Source organism: Pseudomonas sp. TMP9 (assembly GCF_037943105.1).
GTDB lineage: Bacteria > Pseudomonadota > Gammaproteobacteria > Pseudomonadales > Pseudomonadaceae > Aquipseudomonas.
Map to the genome: position 1 here is coordinate 190,868 of NZ_CP149803.1, position 26,019 is coordinate 216,886.

Here is a 26,019-nt window from a genome sequence, read left to right on the forward strand (position 1 = left end):
GGTGGCAGCGGTCTGTCTTGCTGCTGGGGCAGGTCACGCGGAAACTGCGACGATGAAACTAAAAAGCGCGTTATCAGAAAAACACCCGCCACTGGTTGATGACTTCTTCGTGCCTGAACTGTGCGAGCCAGAAGCCCTGCTGAGCATGGTCTTGCTGGCCGAATTATTGGTGTTGGTACTGGTGTTGTCCGAGCCCATGCTGCCGGGCTTTGACTGGGTGCGTCTGGCGCTGACGTCACTGTTTGTGCAGTGGATCGTGCTGCTCTCGGCCGCCGTGCTGTGCCGCTTGCGCCCCCTGATGGCGCGTATGCGTGCCGCTACAGCCGGCGCGCTGTGCTGTGCGATTGTGATTGCGTTGAGCTTGCTCTGTACCGCAGTTGCCGACTATTACGAGCTGGGCGGGCCGCTGCCGCGTGCTGGTGAGGTCAATCTGTACCTGCGCCATGCCTTGATTAGTTTGATCATGTCGGCGCTGCTGCTGCGCTACTTCTACCTGCAAAGCCAATGGCGTAAGCAGGAGCAAGCGGAGTTGCGCGCGCGCATTGAGTCGCTGCAAGCGCGTATCCGTCCGCACTTTCTGTTCAATAGCCTCAACAGCATTGCCAGCTTGGTGGTGATTGACCCTAATAAAGCTGAGCAGGCGGTGCTGGATCTCTCTGATTTGTTCCGCGCCAGCTTAGCTAAGCCGGGTAGCTTGGTGCCCTGGTGCGAGGAGTTGGAGTTGGCGCAGCGATATTTGTCGATTGAGCGCTATCGGCTCGGCGAACGTCTACAGTTGCAGTGGGAGATCACTGGGGTGCCGGATGATCTGCCGATTCCACAACTGACCCTGCAGCCGCTGCTGGAAAACGCCTTGATCTACGGCATACAGCCGCGTATTGAAGGTGGCGTGGTGCGGGTTGAGGCGAGTTATAACGAGGGAGTATTCCAGTTGTGCGTCAGCAACCCCTATGAGCAACTAGACCAGCAGCCACCATCCCGTGGCACGCATCAGGGCTTGAGCAATATTGATGCGCGATTAGTGGCACTTTTCGGGCCGCGGGCCAGTCTCAGCGTAGAGCGCCGTGACGGTCGCCACTTCACGTGTCTACGCTATCCTTGTGCAAGACCCAAGCAGGAAGCCCGTGCATTATGAATGTCCTGATTGTCGATGACGAACCTCTGGCCCGTGAACGCCTAAGCCGTATGGTGGGCGAATTAGAGGGCTATTGCGTACTTGAACCCTCTGCCTGCAACGGCGAGGAAGCCTTGAGCCTGATCGACAGCCTGAAACCCGATGTGGTGTTGCTGGACATCCGGATGCCTGGCTTAGATGGTCTGCAAGTGGCGGCCAAGTTGTGTGAGCGCGAGGCGCCGCCGGCAGTGATTTTCTGCACCGCCCATGATGAGTTTGCCCTGGAAGCCTTTCAGGTCAGTGCAGTGGGCTATCTGGTCAAACCGGTTCGCGCAGAAAATCTGAGTGCGGCGCTGAAAAAAGCTGAGCGGCCCAATCGTGTGCAACTAGCCGCCTTGACCCGCCCCGCGCTGGACAGCAACGGCGGCCCGCGCAGCCACATCAGTGCCCGCACGCGCAAAGGTATCGAGCTAATTCCGCTGGATCAGGTGATTTATTTTATTGCCGATCATAAGTACGTAACCCTGCGTCACGCCGGCGGCGAAGTGTTGCTGGACGAACCCTTGAAGGCGCTGGAAGACGAATTTGGCGATTGCTTTGTGCGCATTCACCGCAACGCGCTGGTGGCGCGTGAACGCATTGAGCGCCTGCAACGCACCCCGCTGGGGCATTTTCAGTTATTTCTCAGGGGCATGAATGAGGAAGCGCTGATCGTCAGCCGTCGGCATGTGGCCGGGGTGCGCAAGTTGATGCATCACCTTTAGCCCTGTCGGCCAACCCGGATAACGCCGGGTGCAGGCCTGATCTGGGCCAGCCTGTTATGATCCGCGGCAGTTCGTTTTCTGGAATTGCCCATGTCTCGTGAAATCCGCATTGCCACCCGTAAAAGTGCCTTGGCCCTGTGGCAGGCCGAACACGTTAAAGCGCGTCTAGAGCAGGCGCATCCTGGCCTTAGCGTCATCCTGGTGCCGATGGTCAGTCGCGGCGATAAGCTGCTGGATGCACCGCTGGCGAAAATTGGCGGCAAGGGCCTGTTTGTTAAAGAGCTGGAAACTGCGCTGCTGGAGAATCAGGCCGACATCGCCGTGCATTCGATGAAGGATGTGCCGATGGACTTCCCCGAAGGCTTAGGTCTGTATTGCATCTGCGAGCGCGAAGACCCACGCGATGCCTTTGTCTCCAACACCTATGCCAGCCTTGATGCATTGCCGGCCGGCAGCGTGGTTGGCACCTCCAGCCTGCGCCGACAGGCGCAATTGCTGGCGCGTCGGCCGGATCTGAAAATCCAGTTTCTGCGTGGCAACGTCAACACCCGCTTGGCCAAGCTGGATGCCGGCGATTACGACGCGATTATCCTTGCAGCCGCCGGCTTAATCCGCCTCGGGTTTGCCGAGCGCATCCGCACCTCAATCAGTGCCGAAGACAGCTTGCCGGCTGGCGGCCAGGGTGCCGTGGGCATCGAGTGCCGCAGTGTCGACAGCCAGATTCATGCCCTGCTGGCGCCTTTGCACCACCACGATACTGCGTTGCGGGTGACTGCTGAGCGCGCGCTGAATAAGCACCTGAATGGCGGCTGCCAAGTGCCGATTGCGTGCTATGCCGTGCTCGAAGGCGAGCAGCTATGGCTGCGTGGCTTGGTCGGTCAGCCAGATGGTTCACAACTGCTGCGCGCCGAACAGCGGGCCAACAGCGCAGATGCTGAGCAGCTGGGCGTGCAAGTGGCTGAAGCGCTGCTGGCTCAGGGCGCCGCCGCTATTCTGCAATCTGTCTACAGCGAGGCCGGCGCCGAGTGAGCAGCTGGCGTTTGCTGCTGACGCGGCCGACTCAAGAGTCAGCCGCGCTCGCCGCAACCTTGGCCCAGCAGGGCATTTACAGCAGCAGCCTGCCGCTGCTGGCCATCGAGCCCCTAAGCGAGCGAGCTGAGCAACGCGCCACGCTTAACGACTTGAGCCGCTACTGCGCGGTGATCGTGGTGAGCAAACCCGCTGCCCGCCTGAGCCTCGGGTTATTGCAGCGCTATCAACTGCCGATGCCTACCGAGCAACCCTGGTTCAGCGTGGGTTCAGCCACCGGGCAGATTCTTCGCGAGTATGGCCTGCAAGTGCATTATCCCGAACACGCCGATGACAGCGAAGCGCTGCTTGGGTTACCGCCGTTTCAACAGGCATTGGCGCTGGCCGATAACCCACGGGTGTTGATTGTGCGTGGTGAAGGTGGCCGGGAGTTACTGGCTGAACACTTGCGCGGTCAAGGCGTGCAGGTCGACTATCTGCCATTGTATCGGCGCGTGCTGCCGCAATACCCGGCAGCGGCATTGGCGGAGCGCGTTCAAGCTGAACGCTTGAACGCGCTGGTGGTCAGCAGTGGGCAGGGCTTTGTGCATTTGCGTCAACTGGCCGCCGACGCTTGGGCGCAACTGGCCCTGCTACCCTTGTTTGTACCCAGCCCGCGAGTAGCCGACATGGCCCGTGCGGCGGGTGCGCAATGTATTGTGGATTGCCGTGGCGCGAGTGCTGCGGCGTTGCTGGCAGCGTTGCAAACGCAACCTACCCCCGACCTCTGACGCAAAGGATGGATACGTGAGCGAAGCAACTACTCCGAAAGAGCAAGCCCCCCAAGAGCCCGGCCCAGCGCCGCTAGACGCGGCTGCGACGAAGCCTGCAGCCCCTGCAGGCAAGTCGGCGGCACGCGGTAATGGTTTGGCGCTGCTGGCGTTATTGGTGGCGGCGGCAGGAGCCGGCGCCGGTGGTTGGGGACTTTGGCAGATAAAGGCGCTGGACGACCGCAGCCAACAGCAGGTGAGCCTGCTGCAGGATGCTCAACGCGAGGCGCAGAGCTTGGCTCAAGTGGGGCGAACGCTGGATACGCGACTGGATCAGCTGCCCAGCATCGAAGAGTTAGACACTCGCCGTCGCCTGTTGATGCAGCTGCAGGGTGACCAGCAACTGTTGAATCAGCGTCTGGAAACGGTGCTCGGGGCCAGCCGTCAGGACTGGCGATTGGCCGAGGCCGAACATCTGTTGCGTCTGGCTAGCCTGCGTCTGTCCGCCCTGCAAGATATCAACAGCGCCACCGCGTTGGTGCAGGCTGCCGATGAAATCCTCCATGAGCAGGATGATCCCGCCGCTTTCAGCGCTCGTGAGCAGTTGGCCAAGAGTCTGCAAGCGCTTCGCTCGACAGCCAACCCGGACCGTACTGGGTTGTTTCTGCAGCTCGGCGCTTTGCGTGAGCAGGCGGCGCAGCTAAATGCTCTCGCCCCACGGTTTAGCAACGAAGGTGACGTGCTGAGCGAGCTGGCGGCTACCGATGGCGCGGCCGAGCCGACGTGGTGGCAGCGTGGCGTACAGACCTTGTCGGAATATCTGCGCATCGAGTTCAACGCCGATCGCACGATCCGCCCAACCTTGGCTGGCCAGAGTCTCGCCCAGGTGCGTCTGGCTCTTAGTCTCGCGCTGGAGCAGGCGCAATGGGGTGCACTGCACGGAGACAGCGCCGTCTACCGGCAGGCGTTGCAGCAGGCCCGCGAGGTGCTGGATGCGCACTTCAATGCGGATAACCCGAACAGCCGTGCCCTGCGCGCGCGCATTGATGAGCTGACCGAGCAGCCGATTGCGGTGACGCCACCCGACCTCAGCCCGACGTTGAATGCTGTGCAGGCTTATATCCAAGCCAAACAAACCGCGCGCAATCAGCAGCAAAGCGACGTTGAGCCTGCTGCTGCGCCAGCGGATGATATCGAGGCTTCATTGCAGGAGGCGCCGCAATGAAGCGTCTCTATTGGTTGCTGCTGATCTTGGCGGTGGTTGCCGGCGTCGCCAGCGTGCTGCTGTTTGGCTCGCCGCTGGCTGAGCACAAGGGCTATGTGCTGATTGCCTTCCAGGGTTTTCGTTACGAATCTAGCCTATGGGCCTTTGTCGTGGTGGTGTTGGCGCTCTGGCTGCTGGTTTACCTGCTGCGGTTGAGCCTGCGGTTACTGGTGACGTCTGCGGGGCTGATAAATCCATGGTCACGCTTGCACAAGCGCCGACGTGTTCGCACGGCCTCCGAGCAGGGCTTTCTTGAGCTGGCCGAAGGTCGCTGGGCGCGAGCCTTGCGTCATCTGCAGCAGGCAGCCACTCGTTCACCGCAACCGTTGAGCTATTACTTGGGTGCGGCCCGCGCAGCGCATCACTTGGGCCAATATGACGTCAGCGATGACCTGCTTGAGCAGGCCCTTAATCGTCAGCCGCAAGCGGAACTGGCCATTGCTTTGTTACATGCCGAACTGCAACTGGCCCGTGGTCAGACGGCACACGCACTGGACACCCTGCAAGCCATGCGCTCGCGTCACCCGCACCATCATTTGGTGCTGCGCCAGTTGCAGCAGCTTTACCTGCAGTCTAGCGACTGGTCGGCATTGCTCGGCTTGCTGCCTGACCTGCGCAAAGAAAAAGCCCTGGGTGATGCCGAGCTGAGCGAGTTAGAGCGTCAGGCTTGGCGAGGGCGTTTGCTCCAGGCTGGGCAGCCGGTGGGCAGCGATACCGTCCCAGCGCTGGCTTCATTGCAGCAGGCATGGCAGGCCATGTCAGCTGCGCAGCATAAGGAACCCGTCTTGGTTACGGTGTATGCCGAGCAACTGCGTCTACTGGGTGCCGAGGCTGAGGCGGAAGAGCTGCTGCGGCACTTCCTTAAACAGCATTACGACACCGCCCTGGTGCGCCTCTACGGTTTGCTGCGTGGGCGTGATCTAGGTCGCCAGTTGCAAACTGCCGAGGGCTGGCTGAAACAGCACCCAGAAGACGCCGGCTTACTGCTGACGCTGGGGCGCCTGTGCGTGCACAGCCAGCTGTGGGGCAAGGCTCAAAGTTACTTAGAAAGCAGCCTGACCTTCCAGCGTCATCCTGAAACCTGCACTGAACTGGCGCATCTGCTGGTACAACTGGGTGATCTAGAACGCAGTAACAGCCTGTATCAGGAAAGCCTGCGCCTGCTTGATCCACGGCTGTGTACACAGGGTTTGCCAGCGGCGATCTGATCTAACTGCTTATCGGGGGTGTTTATGCGAGCGTTATGGGTTTTTTGTCTGGTGGCGTTGTTGGCCGGCTGCGCTGGCCCGAAGGTTGATGATTATGTCCGCGAGCAGCCGCGCTTGGAGTTGAGTGATTACTTCAATGGCGAGATGCAAGCGTGGGGCATGTTCCAAAACCGTTCCGGGGAGGTGGTTAAGCGTTTCCATGTGACCATGACGGGCACATGGGATGGCGACGTTGGCGTGCTCGATGAGCGCTTCACCTACAGTGATGGAACCACTGAGCGTCGTGTCTGGACTCTTATAAAACAGGCTGATGGTAGTTGGCGTGGCACCGCCGATGATGTCGTCGGTGAGGCTATCGGTCATGTCGCCGGTAACGCGCTGAACTGGCGTTACAAGTTGCGCTTGAAGGTCGATGACTCAACCTATGTGGTTGATTTTGATGACTGGATGTTCTTGATGGATGGGCAAGTCATGCTCAATCGTGCGCAAATGTCTAAGTGGGGCATTGATCTTGGCCAGGTCACCTTGAGCTTCTACAAGCCTACTGCCGTTGATGCTACTGAATAATTACCGGTTAAACGCTTGTATGAAAGTAACTCCGCCGCTGCCTTGAAGGCTTAGGCCGGCGGTAATAGTCTGCTTCGGTACGCCGGAAAGTTGCCGTTTCACGGCTGTCTTCCCAGACCTTGCATGAACTGACAAAAAACTGTCTCAGTGCAGGCGAATAACACTAATAGCAATAGGGAAGTAGAGGTCATCATGCTTGAGAGTTGTCAGAACGCCCAAGAACGTTGGGGTGGGGTCCACCTGCTGATTGACCGTTGGCTGCAAGAGCGCAACCAGCTGGTGCAGGCTTATGTCGCTATCAATGGCTCAGCAGCATCGCCCAGCGCAGATGCCCTGCAGCAGTTTTGCGAAATCCTTGTCGACTACGTGTCGGCTGGCCACTTCGAGGTCTACGAGCAATTGACCAGCGAAGCCAAGGCATTTGGTGATGAGCGTGGTCTTGAGTTAGCCAAGCAAATCTACCCGCGTATTGACGCGATCACGGAAGTTGCATTGGCATTTAACGACCGCTGCGACACTGGCGACTGCAACGATTCAGCATCGTTACTTGATGACGTAAAACACTTGGGTCAGTTGCTGCATGAGCGCTTCGAGCTCGAAGACTGCCTGATTGAAGTGTTGCACAACGCCCATCAAGAGCAAGCAGTCCCCTCCGCCTGAGATGTTTACGCGTTGGTGTCGAGCAACTCCAGCTCGAACACCAGCGGCGAGTAAGGCGCAATCAAGTCCCCTGCGCCTTCTTCGCCATAGGCTTGAGCCGATGGAATCACCAAGCGCCACTGCGCGCCCACCGGCATTTCTTGCAGTGCACTGCGCCAGCCGGCGATCACGCTGTCTAAGCGAAACCACTGTGGCGTCTGACTTTCATCAAACTGACTACCATCAGCCAGATAGCCTACGTAACGCACCTGTATGCGGTCTGTAGCGCCAGGTTTACGGCCGTTACCGGGCCGCAGTTCCTGCACCAGCACGCCATTTTTCAGTACGCGCACGCCGGCTTTGGCTTTTTCCGTGGCCAGAAAATCCTGCTCCGCTAACTTAGCTTTTTCAAGGCGCTTGGGTGCTTCATCCAGCCGCGCTTCGTGCTCGGCCAACAAACGTTCAATTCGTTTGCCATCCAGGGCCAGGGGTTCATCACGATAAGCCTGGCGCAGGCCATCGAGCAGGGCTTGCAACTCCAAATCAGGCACTTCATCACGCAGCCGCTCACCCAGTTTTACCCCCAGGCTGTAGGCCAGATCGTGCGCGTGATTATCGGCTTGAGCGAAGGGGATAAGCAGGCAAAGGAGCAGCAAGGTGAGACGTGACATGGATGTTCTCCGGCCGAAAGAGCACCGATTATGCCAGCCGTGTGCGGCAAGGTGGCAAGGCGAGTAGCAGGGGGTCTAGTATGGCGCCATCTTCACTCGTAAGGAGGCGCGTCATGTCAGCTAAAAAGAATCTAAAGAAGAAATCCGTGAGTACGCCGTTGCACCTGTTGCAGCAGCTTTCCAGCAGCCTGCTTGAGCATCTTGAAGATGCCTGCACGCGTGCGTTGGTGGATGCTGAAACACTGCTCGCCAAGTTGGAAAAGCAACGTGGCAAGACCCAAGAAAAACTGCATAAGATGCGCAGCAAAATTGAAGATGCCGCCGTTGCCGGCAAAGCCAAGGCCCAGGCCAAAGCTAAAGAAGCCGCGGCTGAGTTGGAGCATCTACTTGATACCTTGAAGGACCGTCAGAGCGAGACGCGCACGTATATTGCCGGGCTCAAGCGCGATGCACAGGAAAGCCTGAAACTGGCCCAGGGTGTCGGCAAAGTCAAAGACGCCGTGAGTAAAGTGCTGGATACCCGCTCAGCCAAGGCCACTGCAGTCAAGCCTGCGACCAAGCCTGTCGCTGCTAAGGCACCGGCTAAACCCGCTACAAAGCCTGCAGCACCAACCGCCAAAGCACCCGCAAAGCCTGCGCCGAAGAAGACCGGTGCAGCCAGCAGCGCCAAACCTGCTGCGAGCAAGCCAGCCACGCCTGCTGCGAACAAGGCCGCAGCAAAACCTGCAACGAAACCAGTGGTGAAAAAAGCGGCTGCTAAGCCTACTGCTAACGCGACAGCAGCCAAGCCGGTTGTTGCCAAGCCGGCAGTGGCCGAAGTGAGCAACAGCAGCACCGCGACTAGCGCGGCTTAAGCGCTAAGGTGTCGTCGCCGCGATGCGCAGCCTATGCAGTGCATCGCGGCAGCCTGGCTCAGGCGCTAAACGTTCCAGCCAATTCAACGCGGCGTTTGCTGCGCCGTCAGGCCAGCTGTGGGTGCACCTCGCCAGGCGTTGCAGTTGCTCCCGCTCAGCTTCAAGTTCTAGTTTCTTTACCTGTTCACGCAGCGCTGCCAGCGCTTGATCACTCTGCGCGGAATTACGCCAGCTCTGGCGTAATTGACGCAGCGGCACAACCACCTGCTGTCGCCACGATTGCGTAACGTCGCGCAAGGCGGTGATACGGTCATCGTTGCAGGCGACTTGCCGGGTTTCCAGCCAAGCGGCGCAGAGCAGTAGGCATACGTCAGCGCCTTGCGTCTGCAGCTGCAGGCAGGCTTGCTCGACCTCAGGGTCTTGATACAGTGCTTCGGCGAATCGCCACAAGTCAGTAGGCATGGTGCATTCCGGGTTTCTCTAAAGGGACTCTGGTAGACTCCGCCGCCATTATGATCCGACTTCTGAACCTGACTTTACAGCGTGGTCCTCAGCGTCTGCTAGAAGATGCTGAGATGACCTTGCACCCCGGCCATAAAGCCGGCCTCATCGGCGCCAATGGTGCCGGTAAATCCAGCCTGTTTGCCCTGTTTCGTGGCGAGCTGAGTGCGGACGCGGGTGATTGCCTGATCCCCGCCGACTGGCGTGTGGCGCACATGCGCCAAGAGATTGATGCAGTTGAACGTCAGGCGGTGGACTACGTCCTCGATGGCGACCTGCAACTGCGCCGCGTACAGGCTGATTTGGCCGTGGCCGAAGCTGCCCATGATGGATCAGCTGTGGCGCGCTTGCACACCGAGCTCGATACCCTCGACGGTTACAGTGCTGACGCCCGTGCGCGCAAGCTGCTCGCCGGCCTAGGCTTTGACAGTGCGCAGATGGACCGCCGCGTCGGCGACTTTTCCGGGGGCTGGCGCATGCGCTTGAACCTGGCGCAGGCGCTGATGTGCCCCTCCGACTTGCTGCTGCTTGATGAGCCAACCAACCACCTCGACTTGGATGCCATCCTCTGGCTGGAAACCTGGTTGAAGAACTACCCCGGTACGTTGCTGCTGATTTCCCATGACCGCGATTTCCTCGATGCGGTGGTCGACCACGTGGCTCACCTTGATCAGCAGAAGCTGACCCTGTATCGCGGCGGCTATTCGGCCTTTGAGCGCACCCGTGCCGAACGACTGGCGCAGCAACAACAGGCGTATGAAAAGCAGCAAGTGCAGCGTGCGCACATGGAAAAATACATTGCCCGCTTCAAGGCTCAAGCCACCAAAGCCCGTCAGGCGCAGAGCCGGATCAAGGCGCTGGAACGCATGGAAGAGCTGTCCGCTGCGCATGTCGACTCGCCCTTCGATTTTAGCTTCCGCGAAGCCGACAAAATCTCCAGTCCACTGCTGGACCTGAGCGAAGGTCGTTTGGGTTATGGTGAAAAAGTGGTGCTGGAGAAGGTCAAACTCAATTTAGCCCCCGGCGCGCGTATTGGGTTGCTTGGGCCGAATGGCGCGGGCAAATCGACGCTGATCAAAAATTTGTCGAATGATTTACAGCCGATCAGCGGCCGTTTGCAGCGCGGCGAGAACCTGGTGGTGGGCTATTTTGCTCAGCATCAGCTCGACGCCCTGGATGACAAGGCCAGCCCGCTGCTGCACTTCCAGCGCTTAGCGCCGGGCGAGCGTGAGCAGACCCTGCGCGACTTTCTCGGTGGGTTCGACTTCCGCGGGCCGCGTTGTGATGAGCCCGTGCTGAATTTCTCCGGTGGTGAGAAAGCCCGGCTGGCCCTGGCCTTGATCGCTTGGGGTAAACCTAACTTGCTGCTGCTCGATGAGCCGACCAACCACCTCGACTTGGAAATGCGCCTGGCGCTGACCATGGCTCTGCAGGAGTTCAGCGGCGCTGTGGTGGTGGTGTCTCACGACCGTCACCTGCTAAAAAGCACGACTGATGAGTTTTTGTTGGTGGCGGATGGCCAGGTTCAGCCCTTCGACGGTGATCTGGAAGACTACGCCCGCTGGCTGGTGGATTACCGCACGCGGCAAGCGCCCACCAGTGGTGGCGAAAGCAACCCGGATAAAGCCGACAAGCGTGTGCAGCGTCAGGCCGCCGCCGCTCTGCGCCAGCAATTGGCCCCGCACAAGCGCGAAGCCGACAAGCTTGAGAAGGAACTGGGTCAGTTGCATAGCAAACTCGCTGCCGTCGAAGCCCGCTTGGGCAGCAGTGATATTTACGAAGCCGCGCAGAAAGACCAACTGCGCGAGGCGTTGGCTGAACAGGCCGCGCTGAAAATTCGTGAAGCCGATCTGGAAGAACGCTGGATGCTTGCGCTGGAAACCCTCGAAGCCTTGCAGGCTGAACTGGAGGCTGCCAGTTGAGCATCACCTTGCCGACGCTGGAATGGCTGATGGCTTGGCGCGAACCGCTGCTGAGGACCGGTCAGATTGTTCTGATTGTGCTGCTGGCTTGGGTGGTTCAGCGCATTCTCACCCGGAGTATCACCCGCCTCGGTAACCGTTACCCGCAGCTGCCTGCCGAGTTACTGATGCCAGTGCGCGGCGCTCTGCGTTGGTTGATTTTGGGCAGCGCTTTTATGCTGGTGCTGGAGCGCTTGGGTGTTTCCGCGCAAGTGCTGTGGACAGCCCTCACCGGGTTTGCCGCCGTGGCCGCGATCGCTTTTTTCGCGATCTGGAGCGTGTTGTCCAACATGTTCTGTGCGCTTCTGATTTTTGCCATGGGGCCGTTTCGCCTCGGCGATTGTGTCGAAGTGCTGGAGAGCGCTGACAAGCCGGGCGTGCGCGGGCGAGTCGTGGCGATTAACCTGTTTTACACCACCCTTGAAGACCTCAGTGGCGATGCACCCGGCGCGTGGGTGCAGATTCCTAACAGCCTGTTCTTTCAGAAAGCCGTGCGCCGCTGGCGCAATGGCGATGTACCTCCTGAGCGAGCCCGCGATAACTGATTGGTGGCCCAGGCGGTCTGCTCGCTTCGATGCAGGCAGACGTAAGCAGGGTGCTAGGGTGTGCTCAGGCTTAAACCACTCAGCCGCAGGCATGCCTCACCCATACGCGGTGACTGCCCTGCGGCCTTTTTATATTAATTGTTGAGGTATATGCCATGGCACCAGAAACCTGGCTCGCATTCTTTGCCGCTTGTTGGATCATCAGCCTATCCCCGGGTGCTGGGGCGATAGCCTCGATGTCGGCGGGGCTGCAGTACGGCTTTCTGCGCGGTTATTGGAATGCCTTGGGCCTGCAGCTCGGTTTAGCCTTGCAAATCGTCATTGTCGCGGCTGGCGTCGGCGCGATTCTGGCCGCCTCGGAGCTGGCCTTTAGCCTGATCAAATGGTTTGGCGTGCTGTACTTGGTCTACCTCGGCTATCGCCAATGGCAGGCATTACCCAGCGATATGACGGCGCAAACTGAACGGCCTATCGGCCGTCCGTTGACATTGGTGCTGCGCGGTTTCCTGGTCAACTTCAGTAACCCGAAGGCGATTGTCTTTATGCTCGCGGTGCTGCCACAGTTTCTCAATCCCCAGGCGCCGCTGCTGATGCAGTATGTGGTGATGGGCGTGACCATGATCAGCGTCGACCTGATCGTCATGGCCGGCTACACCGGCTTGGCGTCGCGCGTGCTTGGCGCACTGCGCTCGCACCGGCAGCAACGGATAATGAACCGTACTTTCGGTGCATTGTTCATCGGTGCTGCGGCGTTGTTGGCCAGTGTGCGCCGCGCGCCGATTTAGTTGCCGCTCACGCTACCAAGGGATTGGCTGCCCATCCCAGCCCCAGAACGTGCCGGTTTGCTCGGGACCATGTCGCTCAACCTGCGCCAATAAGCACTCGGCGGCATAGCCGGGGCTGAACAACTGGGCCGCCGGCACATTGCCTTGGAAAGGTTTCGACAGCTCTGTATCGGTGGTGCCGGGGTGCAGGCTGAGCACGCAACTGTTGGGGTTGAGACGGCTCAGTTCGATGCTCGCGGTATGCAGCAATTGGTTGAGCGCTGCCTTACTGGCGCGGTAGCTGTACCAGCCGCCGAGGCGGTTATCGCTGATTGAGCCAACCCGTGCCGATAACGCCGCCACCGTGCACGGGTGTTGACCGCGTAACAGCGGCAGCAGGTGTTTAAGCAGCAGGATTGGCGCAAAACTGTTGACCTGAAAGGTTGCCAGCAAACCCTGCAGGTTGAGCTGGGCCAAGCCTTTCTCGGCCTTAGCTGCACCCTGTTGCAGCACCCCGACCGTGCACAACAGCAGGTGCAGGCGCGGGATCGCCGCGCGCAGCTGGCTGGCCAGCTCGGCCAGCGCCTGCTCATCGCACACATCCACATCCAAGCAGTGCAAGCGCTGGCCATGTTGTGCGGCCAACGCCAGCAGCTCGGGTGCTTGGCTGGCGTGCCGGGCAATCGCCCACACCTCAGCGATGTCTGCGCGGGCCAGCAACTGTGCGGTGAGTGCCAGGCCGATGCCTCGGCTCGCACCGCACACCACGGCATATGCAGGTTCTTCAAGGCGTTGCGAAAAACTCATCAGGTTACTCCTGCAGCATTGCGACGATCCGTCGCGGGCTTTGCTTGATCAATGGTTGAGGAAAATCAGTGAGAGGATGACAATGAAATCGTCATTCATTCGTATTTGGGATCTGCTCCTATATGACTTCTACATCACGTTACTTCAGTTGGCTGCTGCTGCCCGTATTGGCGCTGTGCAGCTTGGTTGTTATGGCCGAACCCATTGAGGGCGCTGCGCAAGCCCTGCACCTGCTGGGCTACTTGGGCGCTGATTACCCAGCCACCGTGGCCAATGGGCAGGTTATCGACCCCGACGAATACCGCGAGCAGCTGGAGTTTCTCACTGTACTGCAAGGGTTGGTGGTTGCGCTGCCGGCGCATCGTCAACAGGCCGAGTTGCAGCAGGGGTTGGTCAGCCTGCGCCAAGGCATCGAGCAGCGCGTGGAAGGTATTCAGGTCACCCAGCAAGCGCGTCAGCTGGCGGCCACTCTGGCCACAGCTTATGACGTCAACCAAGCCCCGGCTATGACTCCCGATCCAAGCCGTGGCGCGCCGCTGTTTGCCCAGCATTGCAGTGTTTGCCATGGCGTCAGCGGTGCGGGCGATGGGCCGGCAGGTATCGGTTTGCAGCCGCCGCCGTCGAATTTGCGTGATGCAGCGCGTCTCAATCGGCTCAGCCTGTACGACCTCTACAACACCATCGGCTTAGGCATCAACGGCACCGATATGGCTGGCTATGCCGACCAACTGGATGAGCGTCAGCGCTGGGATTTGGCCAGTTATATCGCCGGGTTTAGTGCCACATCTGTTGCGCCAGGTGAACCATTCGGCCTAGCAGCGTTGGCCGGTATGACGCCGGCTGAGGTCGTGGCTACCCAAGGCGACACTTCTGCTGCACGCTTTCGCGCTCAGCGTGCACAACCGCCGGTGCAGCAACGCGACCCGCAGCAGTTGATTGGGCATACGCAGGCGATGCTTGAGCGCAGCCTGAGTGCTTACCGTGAGGGTGAGCATGAACAGGCCTACGACCTCTCGGTAGCGGCCTATTTAGAGGGTTTTGAGCTGGTTGAGGGGGCGTTGAACAACCTCGACCCCGTGCAACGTAAAACCACCGAACGGGCGCTGATGGCCTACCGGCAGGCTTTGCAGGATGCGTTATCAGTGCCGCAAGTGGCGCAGCGCTTGGAGCAGGCCAAGGCCGAACTGGCGACTTCTGCCGCGTTGCTCGACAGTGACAGCCTGTCGAGTTCGTTAAGTTTTTTCTCCAGTCTGCTGATTTTGCTGCGCGAAGGCCTTGAAACGATCTTGGTGCTGGCGGCCATTCTTGCGTTCTTACGCAATACCGGCCAGCAGCAAGCGGTGCGCAGCGTGCATCTCGGTTGGGGCCTGGCCTTGCTGGCAGGCGTTGCCACTTGGGCGTTGGCGGCGTACCTGATTGATGTCAGCGGCGCTCAGCGTGAGTTGCTCGAGGGCGCTACGGCATTGTTCGCCAGCGTGATGGTGCTGTGGCTGGGCGTATGGATGCATGATCGCCGGCATGCCGCCGCGTGGCAGGGCTACATCAAGAGCAGTTTGGTTGGCGACGGGGGCCGTTTCGGCTTCGCCGTATTGGCGTTCTTCTCGGTGTACCGCGAGCTGTTCGAAGTCATCCTGTTCTACGAAACCCTCTGGCTGCAGGCCGGCCCGCATGGCCACGGCATGGTTCTGGCGGGGGCGGCGGCGGCTCTGGTGCTGCTGCTTGGGCTGGCGTGGGTCATTTTGCGCGGCTCGCGCACGCTGCCTTTGGCCACCTTCTTCGGCGCTAACGCAGTGTTGCTCTGTGCGCTTTCGGTGGTGTTTGCCGGTCACGGCATAGCGGCTCTGCAGGAGGCGGGAATACTCAATACGCAGCCGGTGGCGTTTTTTGAGTTCGACTGGCTGGGGATTCATGCGGACGCTTACGGTCTTGCTGCTCAAGCAACCGCGTTGGTGGCGATTATCGTGCTTTACGGTCGCAGTTGGAGGGTCGGGCGTCGGCGTTTGGCTGGTTAAGCGGCCGGGCGTTGCCGGTATGGCTTACCATGCCGGCTTTGACGCTCACGGAGAACGCTGCGCCATGCGAGTTTGGATTGATGCCGATGCTTGCCCCAAAGCCGCCAAGGAACAGGTGGTCAAATTCGCGTTAAAGCGACGTTTCGAGGTGCTTTTGGTGGCCGGCCAGGCGCAAGTTAAGCCGACCTACAGTTGTGTACGCCTGATTGTGGTGCCCAGCGGGCCGGATGCTGCCGATGATTACTTGGTGGAGCATGCGTTGCCGGGGGAGTTGGTGATTTGTAGCGACGTGCCGCTGGCGGATCGCTTGGTCAAGAAAGGCGTGGCCGTGCTTGATCCGCGTGGCCGTGAGTTTGATGAACGCAACATGGGCGACAAGCTGGCGGTGCGCAACTTGTTTACCGAGCTGCGCGAGTCGGGCCAAGTCGGCGGCGGTCAACCGCCTTACGCCGAGCGCGACAAGCAGGCGTTTGCCAATTCACTGGATCGGATTCTCACCCGCCTGCTACGTCAAGCCTGAGCCTTAACCGCACAGATAAGTACCGGTGCCGACCGCGACTAGGGTGCCGTTATCGCTGTGCAATTCACTGCGTACTACGGCAACTTTATTGCCGCTGCGTAGCAAGACTGCGCTGGCAGTAAAGCGTTCACCGCGCCCTGGGCGCAGGTAGTCGACGCGCAGGTCAATGGTGCCGAGTTTAGACAGCCGCGCCATGCGCTCGGTGCTGGACAGATGTTGATGCTTGTCGAATGCGCCGATCAGCGCCATGGCCCCGCCAGCCACATCCAGCAGTGAAGAAATAACCCCGCCATGCAAGATGCCATGCATAAAGTTGCCAATCAGCTCGGGTTTCATCGGCAGGTGCATGGTCACGCGCTGGGTGCTGAGTTCATCCAGCTCAATGCCGAGCATCTGGTTAAAGGGGATGCGCTGGAAGAAGCTGCTGACCGCTTGCTGTAACTCGTCGGTGAGCTCGAAGGGTGGTTTGCTCATGAGGAGTTATGCCTGATTGAAAGGGTGTTCAACCTGCCGCATTGCGACCGGCCTGACCAGTGGCGCGGCTGGAGTACCGCGCGCATTGGCAGATTTGGCTTGATTTTGGCCAGATCGGCGGCTGAAAGACCTGTGCTTTATGCCGGGTGGCTGAGCTCCAATACTCGGTCCACCAGCTTATTGATGCCTGAAGCGGCTTCGCTGATTGATTGGGCAACCATATAGGCGGGCGTGCTCACCAGTTTGCGCTCGGCGTCTTCGACAATCTCGCTGACGGTGCACTCATGGTGTTCCACGCCCATCTGCACCAGGGTGGCGGCGGTTTCGGGGTCGTTGCCGATGGTGCAGATCACGCCAGCGCCGAAGATTTTTGCTGCCAATGCCGGGGCGATGCACATCAGCCCAACCGGTTTTCCCGCCTTGAGGAAGGCTTGCGCGGCGCTCAGTACATCCGGCTGCACCGTACAGTTGGCGCCGCTGATGGCGAAGTCCGAGAGGTTTTTGGCTACGCCAAAGCCGCCGGGCATAATCAGCGCATCAAAGTCAGCAACGTGCAGTGCTTTGACGTCTTTGATATTGCCACGGGCAATGCGCGCCGACTCCACCAGCACATTGCGCGTCTCGTTCATTTCATCACCGCTGTAGTGATCCACCACATGCAGTTGCGCCACGTTGGGCGCGAAGCACTGCACCTGAGCGCCGCGCTGGTCGAGACGCAGCAGGGTGATCACACTTTCATGGATTTCCGCACCGTCATAGACGCCACAGCCGGACAGAATCACCGCGACTTTCTTGTTCATTTAGTTCTCCTGAATTACCAGCCGTATTGGTTTAAGTTGTTTGCGTTGAGCCCGTTTTAACTCAGCTAAGGCGCCGCGCTTGCGATCGTTGCGGGCCGCGGACTGTCGCCATATGCCACTTAGGTTGGCACGGTGCGCCGCGAGGGGCGTGTGCGACTGGGCTAGGATTAATTGAGCAATCCTAGCCGTTAGCGTTGCTCAGCGATATGGCGGCACCCCGCAACAGGTGAAACTATGAATTACATCCTCTACGCCGTACCGTTTTTCCTTGTTTTGATCGCGCTGGAGCTGCTGCTCGACCGCTGGCGTGGCCTGAGCACCTATCGCTTCTCCGATGCCATCAACAGCATCAGTGCCGGCGTGCTGTCGACCACTGTGGGCCTATTGACCAAAGCGGTCGGGCTGCTGATTTACACCTTTGCCTGGCAACAACTGGCGCTGTTTGAGTTGTCGGCCAGCAGCTTGTTGGTTTGGCTATTTGCCTTTGTTTTTTATGATTTTTGCTACTACTGGAACCACCGCCTGGGCCATGAGCGCAATGTGCTCTGGGCCGCGCATTCGGTGCACCATCAGAGCGAGGACTACAACCTGTCCACCGCGCTACGGCAGACCAGCACCGGGTTTATTTTTGGCTGGATTTTCTACCTGCCCATGGCGCTAGCCGGAGTGCCGCCGTTGGTGTTTTTGACGGTGGCCGCACTCAACTTGCTCTATCAGTTTTGGGTGCACACCCGGCACATCCCTAAGCTTGGCTGGTTTGAATGGTGCTTTATCACCCCCTCCAACCACCGTGTGCACCATGCGCAGAATGCTGTGTATATGGATCGCAATTACGGCGGCGTATTTATTCTCTGGGATCGGTTGTTCGGTACCTTTCAGGAGGAGCTGGATGAGCAGCCGGTGATCTTCGGTGTGACCACGCCGCTGGCGAGTTGGAACCCGCTGTGGGCGAATGCGCAGTTTTATGTGGCGCTTTGGCGTGACGCCGTGCGTGCTGAGTCTTGGTGGGACAAGCTGCGCATCTGGTTTATGCGCACGGGCTGGCGGCCAGCCGATGTGGCGGCCAAATACCCGCAAAGCAAGCCGGACCTCGCGCAGTTCATCAAATTCGACGTAACGCTGAGCGTGGCGCAGAAAGTCTATGCCGGCGTGCAGTTCAGCCTGTATGTCGCGGGCGGTACGCTGCTGATGGGCATGGGCGAGCAGCTAAGCCTGGGACAGGCGCTGCTAGGCGTGAGCTGGGTGGCGTTTGGTTTGTGCGTGATAGGCTTTTGGCTGGAGAACCGGGCCAACGCCAGACACCTGGAGATGCTGCGGTTGCTGCTCAACGTCCCCGCTGTCTGGCTGGCGCTGCAAATGGGTATGCTGACTATGGCTCAGCCGCTGCTGTGGGCATTGCTGCTGGGCTACAGCCTGCTCAGCTTAGGTGCCCTGTTATGGGCGCCACGCGGACAGGCGGCCGTAGCTGCCTAAAACCTCGGGTTAGCTGACTAACGTCATCACGGTGGACAGGCGCAGGCCTGCTCCACCGTGATCGCATCAGGGCGCAGAAAGTGCCCTGGCCCGCGCGCGTTCAACATATCTTCGTACTAGTTGCAGCGTTATGCTGGCGAGGCATGCGCCGCGCGATTGCAGCGCGTAGGTGCGCTGTCATACTTTGGTCATAATGCCCGCTTATAACTGTCATACTCGTCCGTTAATACGGGCTTCGGAGTCCGTCGTGAGTTTTACCCCAGCCAATCGCCTGTTTCCCGCCACCCGCCTGCGTCGCAATCGCCGGGATGACTTTTCCCGGCGTCTGGTGCGTGAAAATCGCCTGAGTGTTGACGACCTGATTCTGCCGGTGTTCGTGCTTGACGGCGAAAACCGCCGCGAACCGATTGCCTCAATGCCCGGCGTTGAGCGCTTGTCCATCGACCTGTTGCTAAAAGAGGCTGAACATTGGGTGGCGCTGGGCATTCCGGCGCTGGCGCTGTTCCCGGTAACCCCGCTGGAGAAAAAATCCCTGCTGGGCGAAGAAGGGTGGAACACGGACGGCATCGCCCAACGGGCTATCCGTGCTCTGCGCGCGAAATTCCCTGAGCTGGGCGTGATCAGTGATGTGGCGTTGGACCCATTCACTACCCACGGCCAGGACGGCATTCTCGATGCTGACGGCTATGTGCAGAACGACATCACCGTCGACGCCTTGGTCAAACAGGCACTTTCCCATGCCGCGGCCGGTGCTCAGGTGGTGGCCCCCTCGGACATGATGGATGGCCGTATACAGGCCATCCGTGAGGCGCTGGAGCTTGCCGATCACACTAACGTGCGCATCATGGCCTACTCGGCTAAGTACGCCAGCGCCTACTACGGCCCGTTCCGCGATGCGGTGGGTTCGGCCGCCAATCTGGGTAAAGCCAACAAGGCCAGCTACCAGATGGACCCGGCCAATGGCGACGAAGCCTTGCATGAAGTCGCTGCCGACTTGGCTGAAGGCGCGGACATGGTCATGGTCAAGCCGGGCATGCCTTATCTGGATATTCTTTGCCGGGTCAAAGCGGAATTCAAAGTGCCGACCTTTGTCTATCAGGTCAGCGGTGAGTACGCCATGCATATGGCGGCTATCCAGAATGGTTGGTTAAGCGAAGCGGTGATTCTTGAGTCACTGACCGCCTTTAAACGTGCGGGTGCTGATGGCATCCTGACTTATTTCGCCGTGCGCGCGGCAGAACTACTGAAACAGGGGCAGTAGCCCCTCCAGGACTTTTCAATGAACACCGAAGGACTCAGTACCCCTGAATTGGCAGACGCCCAGCCGGTCGTCGATGAGGTTGTAGCCGTGCAAGCACCTGTCATCGAGGCCCCCGCGCCGGTTGCGGCGGCGCCTGTGGTGGTGCACAACCTGGATGACAGCAGCCTGTATATCCACCGCGAGCTGTCGCAGCTGCAATTCAATATCCGCGTGCTGGAACAGGCGCTGGATGAGTCCTACCCGTTGCTGGAGCGGCTGAAGTTCCTGCTGATTTTCTCCAGCAACCTCGACGAATTCTTTGAAATCCGTGTGGCCGGCTTGAAGAAGCAGATCAACTTCGCCCGTGAGCAAGCCGGTGCCGATGGTCTTCAGCCTCATCAAGCGTTGGCGCGAATTGCCGAGTTGGTGCACGAGCAGGTGGACCGCCAGTACGCCATTCTTAACGACACCCTGTTCCCCGCGCTGGCCAAGCACAACGTCAATTTTATCCGTCGGCGCTTTTGGACCGCTAAGCACAAAGCGTGGGTACGCCGTTATTTTCGCGATGAGATCGCGCCGATCATCACCCCAATTGGCCTCGACCCAACGCACCCGTTCCCGCTGCTGGTGAACAAGAGCTTGAATTTTATCGTCGAGCTGGAAGGTGTCGATGCCTTCGGTCGCGATTCCGGTCTGGCCATCATCCCGGCGCCGCGCTTGCTACCGCGTATTATTAAGGTGCCGGAGGATGTCGGCGGTCCGGGCGACAATTTTGTGTTTCTCTCGTCAATGATCCACGCCCACGCCGACGACCTGTTCCAAGGCATGAAGGTTAAGGGTTGTTACCAGTTCCGCCTGACCCGCAATGCTGACTTGTCGGTGGACACCGAAGACGTTGAAGACCTGGCCCGCGCGCTGCGTGGCGAGCTGTTCAGCCGCCGCTATGGTGATGCGGTGCGTTTGGAGGTGGTCGATTCGTGCCCGCGGCCGCTGTTGGATTACCTGCTCAAGCAGTTCAACCTGACTGAATCTGAGTTGTACCGCGTTAATGGGCCGGTCAACCTGACTCGGCTGTTCAGCATTACCGGGCTGGAAAGCCATCCCGAGCTGCAATACACGCCGTTCACGCCCGTTATTCCGAAGCTGCTGCAGAACGCTGAGAATATTTTCAGCGTGGTCAGCAAGCAGGACATCCTCTTGCTGCACCCCTTTGAGTCGTTCACACCCGTGGTCGACTTGCTGCGTCAAGCGGCGAAAGACCCGCACGTATTGGCGATCAAGCAGACGCTGTATCGCTCCGGGGCTAACTCGGAAATTGTTGATGCGCTGGTGGATGCTGCGCGTAACGGCAAGGAAGTCACGGCGGTCATCGAGCTGCGTGCGCGGTTCGATGAAGAGTCCAATCTGGCCCTAGCCAGCCGCTTACAAGCAGCCGGCGCGGTGGTGATTTACGGTGTGGTCGGTTTTAAGACTCACGCCAAAATGATGCTGATCCTGCGCCGCGAGAACGGCGATATCGTCCGTTACGCGCACTTGGGCACCGGTAACTACCATGCCGGTAACGCCAAGCTGTACACCGATTACAGCTTGCTCACGGCTGACGTGGCGCTTGGCGAGGACGTCTCCAAACTGTTCAGCCAGTTAATCGGCATGGGTAAAACCCTGCGCATGAAAAAACTGCTGCATGCGCCCTTTACCTTGAAAAAGACCCTGCTCGACATGATCGCCCGCGAAACCGCAACGGCCGCCGAAGGCAAGCCGGCGCATATCATGGCCAAGTTCAATTCGCTGACCGATGCCAAGATCATTCGCGCGCTGTACAAAGCCAGCCAGGCTGGGGTGAAGATCGATCTGGTGGTGCGCGGCATGTGCTGCCTGCGTCCAGGTATTGCTGGGGTTTCGCACAATATTCAGGTGCGCTCGATCATCGGCCGCTTCTTGGAGCACACGCGGGTGTTTTACTTCCTCAATGGCGGCGAAGAGCAGATCTACCTGTCGAGTGCCGACTGGATGGAGCGCAACCTCGATAAGCGCGTGGAAACGTGCTTCCCGGTGGAAGGCAAAAAACTGATTCTGCGGGTTAAAAAGGAGCTGGAAAGCTACCTGACGGATAATACCCAAGCCTGGGTGTTGCAATCGGATGGGCGTTACCTGCGCAGCAGCCCGAGCGGCAACCAAAACCCCCGCAGCGCGCAGGCCGGCCTGCTCGAAAAGCTCACCGCGCCGGTGATCAGCGCCCGATAAAAAGTTACCTGCAGCCCTCTCGCGCCCTTCTCCCGTTAAACGGAAGAAGGGCGCATGGGTCAGCCTACGCTCAGTTCAATACCGATACGCTTGAGCCACTCGGCTTCCTGGATAAAGTCCGCCTGGGTCAGCGGGTTGTTGTGCAACCAGCCTTCGGGGAATTGAATTTCCAAGCGTTGCTCGCGGGCTATGAGCTGCACGCAGGGCATCTCTTGTGTGCCGCGAATGTGATGGAACAAGATGGCAAAGCGCAGCAGTACGCACAGGCGAATCAGCTTGATGCCTTCGCTGCCGAACTCGGCGAACTTATCTTTGGGAATGTTGCGCCGATGACCGCGCACCAACAGAGCGAGCATTTGTTGGTCTTGGCGTGAGAAGCCGGACAAATCCGAATGCTCGACCAAATAGGCGCCGTGCTTGTGGTACTGGTAGTGGGCAATGTCCAAGCCCACTTCATGCACCTTGGCCGCCCACCGGAGTAACTCGCGGTGCCAGTCGTCTTGCAGTTGCCAATCGGCGGCCACCTTTTCCAGCGCCGAAAGCGCTTTGCTTTCCACGCGTGCTGCCTGGTCTAGGTCGACGTGGTAGCGTTCCATCAACGAGCTGAGGGTGCGTTCGCGCACGTCTTCATGCTGGTGGCGCCCGAGCAGGTCAAACAGCACACCTTCGCGAAGCGCGCCTTCGGAGTGGCTCATACGCTGGATATCGCAAGCGTCAAAAATCGCTTCGAGAATAGCCAGCCCGGCGGGGAAAATACCGCGGCGGTCGGGCTTGATGCCTTCTAAGTCGAGCTTTTCAGTATCGCCGATCTTAAACAATTTGCGTTTTACCCACGCCAGCCCCTCGGGGTTGACCTCGCCGTTACCCAGTCCCGCACCTTGGATGCTTAAACCAATGGCCTTGATGGTACCGGACGCGCCGACCACATCTTCCCAACCGAGGCGGCGCAGGGCGTGTTCGATGCCCATGATCTCCAAACGCGCTGCAGTGTAAGCCTGGGCATAGCGCGCCGCAGTGATCTTGCCATCTTTGAAAAAGCGCTGGGTAAAACTCACACAGCCCATTTGCAGGCTTTCGCGCAGCAGCGGCTCGAAGCGTTGGCCGATGATAAATTCCGTGCTGCCACCACCAATATCGGCGACAAGGCGCCTGCCGGGGGTGTCGGAAATACTGTGGGAGACGCCAAGGTAAATCAGCCGGGCCTCTTCACGGCCGGAAATCACCTCAACTGGGTGGCCAAGAATCTCTTCGGCGCGGCGGATAAAATCACCGCGATTACGCGCTTCACGCAACGCATTGGTGCCGACCACGCGCACTGCGCCGTCTGGCAGGTTGGCGGTCAGCTGAGCAAAGCGGCGTAAACACTCGAGCCCACGCTGCATGGCCTCTTCGCTGAGCATGCGCTGCTCGTCGATATCAGCAGCCAGTTGCACTTTGTCGCCAAGGCGTTCAAGGATGCGGATCTCGCCATGATCGGCTTTGGCCAGCACCATATGGAAGCTGTTGGAGCCCAGGTCGATAGCTGCAATCAAAGGGAAAGACTCGGCGGGGGTATGCGGCATAACAGAATCATCTCAAGGCAAAACTCCGTCATCGTGCCACGATAGCCAAGCCCCGCCAACGCATACTGATGCCGCATACGCGGGCCAAGGCCGCCGTATCGAGGTGCATGCAGCGCTGGTGCGGCCCTTACCGGTCGTCCGAATGGCGTTTAGCCTGAGCGTCAGTGCGACGTGTTTGCGGCCACACCATAGAGAAGCTCAATTGCCGCCGCCTTCCTGTGTGGGGAAAGCCGGGCTATGATGTGTTCATCTTTTGCTTCCGAACTCGGAGACTTTCCATGAGCGAATTCATCACCAATGTCAGCGACGCCAGCTTCGACCAAGATGTTCTGCAGGCCGAGGGGCCGGTACTGGTCGACTACTGGGCTGAGTGGTGCGGCCCGTGCAAGATGATCGCGCCGGTGCTCGATGAGATCGCCCAGACGTACCAAGGCAAACTCAAAGTCTGCAAGCTGAACATTGATGAAAACCAAGACACGCCACCGAAGTTCGGCGTGCGCGGCATCCCAACACTGATGCTGTTTAAGAATGGCAATGTTGAAGCGACCAAGGTCGGTGCATTGTCTAAGTCGCAGTTGGCAGCCTTCCTCGACAGCAACATCTAAGCTGCGCTGAGGCGGTCATTCGCACTAGAAGCCCTGCACATTGCGGGGCTTTTTTCTGCCTGGACGCTGGACGTGTGAATAAAACCGGTGTTACATTCGGCCTCGCTGTATTTCCTATGCAGCCTCCCGTAAGCCGTCGCCGACGCATTCCTATCCGAATCCTTCGATACATAAGCAGACGATCAACTCGTCTTCTCAGCGGTGCGGGCTCCCAAGCTAAATAGCTTATTTCCCCTCCTTCATGATTACGTCATTCCTATGAATCTGACCGAACTCAAGCAAAAGCCGATTACCGAACTGCTGGAACTCGCTGAACAACAGGGCCTGGAAAATATGGCCCGTTCGCGCAAGCAGGACGTGATTTTCTCCCTGTTGAAAAAACACGCCAAAAGCGGTGAGGAAATCTCCGGTGATGGCGTGCTGGAGATTCTCCAGGACGGTTTCGGCTTTCTCCGCTCTGCGGATGCCTCGTACCTTGCTGGCCCCGATGACATCTACGTCTCGCCGAGCCAGATCCGCCGCTTTAACCTGCGTACGGGCGACACCATCGTTGGCAAGATCCGCCCGCCGAAAGAAGGCGAGCGTTATTTCGCGCTGCTCAAAGTTGACACCATCAACTATGACCGCCCAGAAAACGCCAAGAACAAAATTCTCTTCGAAAACCTGACGCCGCTGTTCCCCACCAAGCGTCTGATTATGGAAGCCGGTAACGGCTCCACCGAAGACATTACCGGCCGAGTGATTGACCTCTGTGCGCCGATCGGTAAAGGCCAGCGCGGCCTGATCGTTGCACCGCCTAAAGCCGGTAAGACCATCATGCTGCAGAACATCGCGGCCAACATCGCGCGCAACAACCCCGAGTGCCATTTGATTGTTCTGCTGATCGATGAGCGCCCGGAAGAAGTGACCGAAATGCAGCGCACCGTGCGCGGCGAAGTGGTGGCGTCGACCTTCGACGAGCCGCCAACTCGCCACGTGCAAGTGGCTGAAATGGTTATTGAGAAGGCCAAGCGCCTGGTTGAGCACAAGAAAGATGTGGTCATCCTGCTCGACTCCATCACGCGTCTGGCGCGTGCTTACAACACCGTGATCCCAAGCTCCGGCAAGGTGCTCACCGGTGGCGTTGACGCCCACGCGTTGGAGAAGCCGAAACGCTTCTTCGGTGCCGCACGAAACATCGAAGAAGGCGGTTCGCTGACCATCATCGCCACCGCGCTGGTGGAAACCGGCTCGAAGATGGATGAAGTGATCTACGAAGAGTTCAAAGGCACGGGCAACATGGAACTGCCGCTGGACCGTCGTATAGCTGAGAAGCGTGTGTTCCCGGCGATCAACATCAACCGCGCCGGTACCCGTCGCGAAGAACTGCTGACCGCAGAAGACGAACTGCAGCGCATGTGGATTTTGCGCAAGTTGCTGCACCCGATGGATGAAATTGCCGCCATCGAATTCCTGATCGACAAGTTGAAAGCAACTAAGACGAATGAAGAGTTCTTTCAGTTGATGAAGCGTAAATAAGGCGCTCCTTGCGCCTAATCAAAAGCCGGGTAAGCCCGGCTTTTGTGCACCTGTCTATTGACTTGCCCTTCTGAAAGACCGAGTTCAGCGCTAAACTTCTCCCCCCCTATTCCGGTTCGCCTAACACGAGGCAT

24 protein-coding genes and 1 pseudogene are annotated in these 26,019 nt (G+C 59.0%); 19 read left to right on the top strand and 6 right to left on the bottom strand.

Going from position 1 to position 26,019, the window contains the following annotated elements; all coding sequences use genetic code 11:
- The first annotated feature begins 52 nt into the window (after positions 1–52).
- From WF513_RS00905 to rsd, 8 genes are all read left to right on the top strand, one after another.
- Complete coding sequence (locus WF513_RS00905) at positions 53–1,135, top strand: sensor histidine kinase (RefSeq protein ID WP_339080864.1); 1,083 nt, start codon at positions 53–55, stop codon at positions 1,133–1,135.
- The gene (locus WF513_RS00910; protein ID WP_339080865.1) at positions 1,132–1,878 is read left to right on the top strand and encodes a LytTR family DNA-binding domain-containing protein; all 747 of its coding nucleotides are present in this window, start codon (positions 1,132–1,134) and stop codon (positions 1,876–1,878) included. The genes WF513_RS00905 and WF513_RS00910 overlap by 4 nt, the downstream gene beginning before the upstream one ends.
- A 90-nt stretch (positions 1,879–1,968) precedes the next feature.
- Positions 1,969–2,907, top strand: coding sequence for a hydroxymethylbilane synthase (hemC, locus tag WF513_RS00915; RefSeq protein WP_339080866.1), 939 nt, complete (start codon positions 1,969–1,971; stop codon positions 2,905–2,907).
- Complete coding sequence (locus tag WF513_RS00920) at positions 2,904–3,677, top strand: uroporphyrinogen-III synthase (protein ID WP_339080867.1); 774 nt, start codon at positions 2,904–2,906, stop codon at positions 3,675–3,677. Before hemC ends, WF513_RS00920 begins: the two co-directional genes overlap by 4 nt.
- Positions 3,678–3,693: 16 nt before the next feature.
- Positions 3,694–4,881 (top strand): uroporphyrinogen-III C-methyltransferase, encoded by a 1,188-nt coding sequence (locus WF513_RS00925; protein WP_339080869.1) that lies wholly within the window; start codon positions 3,694–3,696, stop codon positions 4,879–4,881.
- A complete protein-coding gene (locus WF513_RS00930; RefSeq protein ID WP_339080870.1) occupies positions 4,878–6,128 on the top strand; it encodes a heme biosynthesis HemY N-terminal domain-containing protein in 1,251 nt (416 codons plus the stop codon). Before WF513_RS00925 ends, WF513_RS00930 begins: the two co-directional genes overlap by 4 nt.
- A 24-nt stretch (positions 6,129–6,152) precedes the next feature.
- On the top strand, positions 6,153–6,695 hold the full coding sequence (locus tag WF513_RS00935) for a DUF3833 domain-containing protein (protein ID WP_339080871.1): 543 nt from the start codon (positions 6,153–6,155) through the stop codon (positions 6,693–6,695).
- A gap of 192 nt (positions 6,696–6,887) precedes the next feature.
- The gene (gene rsd / locus WF513_RS00940) at positions 6,888–7,355 is read left to right on the top strand and encodes a sigma D regulator (protein WP_339080872.1); all 468 of its coding nucleotides are present in this window, start codon (positions 6,888–6,890) and stop codon (positions 7,353–7,355) included.
- 5 nt (positions 7,356–7,360) lie between these two features.
- Here the strand turns inward: rsd and WF513_RS00945 are convergent, their stop codons facing one another.
- The gene (locus tag WF513_RS00945; protein WP_339080873.1) at positions 7,361–8,005 is read right to left on the bottom strand and encodes an FKBP-type peptidyl-prolyl cis-trans isomerase; all 645 of its coding nucleotides are present in this window, start codon (positions 8,003–8,005) and stop codon (positions 7,361–7,363) included.
- Between the two features lie 113 nt (positions 8,006–8,118).
- Here WF513_RS00945 and WF513_RS00950 point away from each other — a divergent pair.
- Positions 8,119–8,808, top strand: a pseudogene (locus WF513_RS00950) (AlgP family protein); the annotation flags it as partial.
- Between the two features lie 54 nt (positions 8,809–8,862).
- Here the strand turns inward: WF513_RS00950 and WF513_RS00955 are convergent.
- Positions 8,863–9,321: a TIGR02444 family protein gene (locus WF513_RS00955; RefSeq protein ID WP_339080875.1), complete on the bottom strand. Its 459-nt coding sequence runs from the start codon at positions 9,319–9,321 to the stop codon at positions 8,863–8,865.
- Between the two features lie 50 nt (positions 9,322–9,371).
- Here WF513_RS00955 and WF513_RS00960 point away from each other — a divergent pair, with 50 nt between their 5' ends.
- From WF513_RS00960 to rhtB, 3 genes are all read left to right on the top strand, one after another.
- A complete protein-coding gene (locus WF513_RS00960; RefSeq protein ID WP_339080876.1) occupies positions 9,372–11,282 on the top strand; it encodes an ATP-binding cassette domain-containing protein in 1,911 nt (636 codons plus the stop codon).
- A gap of 29 nt (positions 11,283–11,311) precedes the next feature.
- The gene (locus WF513_RS00965) at positions 11,312–11,866 is read left to right on the top strand and encodes a mechanosensitive ion channel family protein (protein WP_339083673.1); all 555 of its coding nucleotides are present in this window, start codon (positions 11,312–11,314) and stop codon (positions 11,864–11,866) included.
- 155 nt (positions 11,867–12,021) lie between these two features.
- Positions 12,022–12,651 carry a homoserine/homoserine lactone efflux protein gene (rhtB, locus tag WF513_RS00970; RefSeq protein ID WP_339080877.1) on the top strand — a complete coding sequence of 210 codons (630 nt, stop codon included), beginning with the start codon at positions 12,022–12,024 and terminating at the stop codon, positions 12,649–12,651.
- Positions 12,652–12,663: 12 nt separating this feature from the next.
- Here the strand turns inward: rhtB and WF513_RS00975 are convergent, their stop codons facing one another.
- Positions 12,664–13,437, bottom strand: a complete 774-nt coding sequence (locus tag WF513_RS00975; RefSeq protein WP_339080878.1) for an SDR family NAD(P)-dependent oxidoreductase — start codon at positions 13,435–13,437, stop codon at positions 12,664–12,666.
- Between the two features lie 122 nt (positions 13,438–13,559).
- On the opposite strand from WF513_RS00975, the gene WF513_RS00980 reads away from it, so the two are divergent.
- Entirely contained in the window at positions 13,560–15,449 is a 1,890-nt protein-coding gene (locus WF513_RS00980) for a cytochrome c/FTR1 family iron permease (protein WP_339080879.1), read from the top strand.
- Positions 15,450–15,513: 64 nt separating this feature from the next.
- Positions 15,514–15,969 (top strand): YaiI/YqxD family protein, encoded by a 456-nt coding sequence (locus WF513_RS00985; RefSeq protein ID WP_339080881.1) that lies wholly within the window; start codon positions 15,514–15,516, stop codon positions 15,967–15,969.
- A gap of 3 nt (positions 15,970–15,972) precedes the next feature.
- Here the strand turns inward: WF513_RS00985 and WF513_RS00990 are convergent, their stop codons facing one another.
- Both WF513_RS00990 and elbB read right to left on the bottom strand, forming a co-directional pair.
- Positions 15,973–16,443 (bottom strand): thioesterase family protein, encoded by a 471-nt coding sequence (locus WF513_RS00990; RefSeq protein ID WP_339080882.1) that lies wholly within the window; start codon positions 16,441–16,443, stop codon positions 15,973–15,975.
- Between the two features lie 137 nt (positions 16,444–16,580).
- The gene (gene elbB, locus WF513_RS00995; protein ID WP_339080884.1) at positions 16,581–17,243 is read right to left on the bottom strand and encodes an isoprenoid biosynthesis glyoxalase ElbB; all 663 of its coding nucleotides are present in this window, start codon (positions 17,241–17,243) and stop codon (positions 16,581–16,583) included.
- Positions 17,244–17,477: 234 nt separating this feature from the next.
- On the opposite strand from elbB, the gene WF513_RS01000 reads away from it, so the two are divergent.
- The 3 genes from WF513_RS01000 (at position 17,478) to ppk1 (ending at position 22,200) form a co-directional block, all read left to right on the top strand.
- A complete protein-coding gene (locus WF513_RS01000) occupies positions 17,478–18,716 on the top strand; it encodes a sterol desaturase family protein (RefSeq protein WP_339080886.1) in 1,239 nt (412 codons plus the stop codon).
- A 247-nt stretch (positions 18,717–18,963) separates the two neighbouring features.
- The gene (gene hemB / locus WF513_RS01005) at positions 18,964–19,977 is read left to right on the top strand and encodes a porphobilinogen synthase (protein ID WP_339080888.1); all 1,014 of its coding nucleotides are present in this window, start codon (positions 18,964–18,966) and stop codon (positions 19,975–19,977) included.
- An 18-nt stretch (positions 19,978–19,995) separates the two neighbouring features.
- Positions 19,996–22,200 carry a polyphosphate kinase 1 gene (gene ppk1 / locus WF513_RS01010; RefSeq protein ID WP_339080889.1) on the top strand — a complete coding sequence of 735 codons (2,205 nt, stop codon included), beginning with the start codon at positions 19,996–19,998 and terminating at the stop codon, positions 22,198–22,200.
- A 59-nt stretch (positions 22,201–22,259) separates the two neighbouring features.
- Here the strand turns inward: ppk1 and ppx are convergent, their stop codons facing one another.
- Positions 22,260–23,762 carry an exopolyphosphatase gene (ppx, locus tag WF513_RS01015; protein ID WP_339080890.1) on the bottom strand — a complete coding sequence of 501 codons (1,503 nt, stop codon included), beginning with the start codon at positions 23,760–23,762 and terminating at the stop codon, positions 22,260–22,262.
- A 278-nt stretch (positions 23,763–24,040) separates the two neighbouring features.
- On the opposite strand from ppx, the gene trxA reads away from it, so the two are divergent.
- Positions 24,041–24,367, top strand: a complete 327-nt coding sequence (trxA, locus tag WF513_RS01020) for a thioredoxin TrxA (protein WP_090241426.1) — start codon at positions 24,041–24,043, stop codon at positions 24,365–24,367.
- Between the two features lie 258 nt (positions 24,368–24,625).
- On the top strand, positions 24,626–25,885 hold the full coding sequence (gene rho / locus WF513_RS01025; RefSeq protein WP_339080891.1) for a transcription termination factor Rho: 1,260 nt from the start codon (positions 24,626–24,628) through the stop codon (positions 25,883–25,885).
- Positions 25,886–26,019 lie beyond the last annotated feature (134 nt).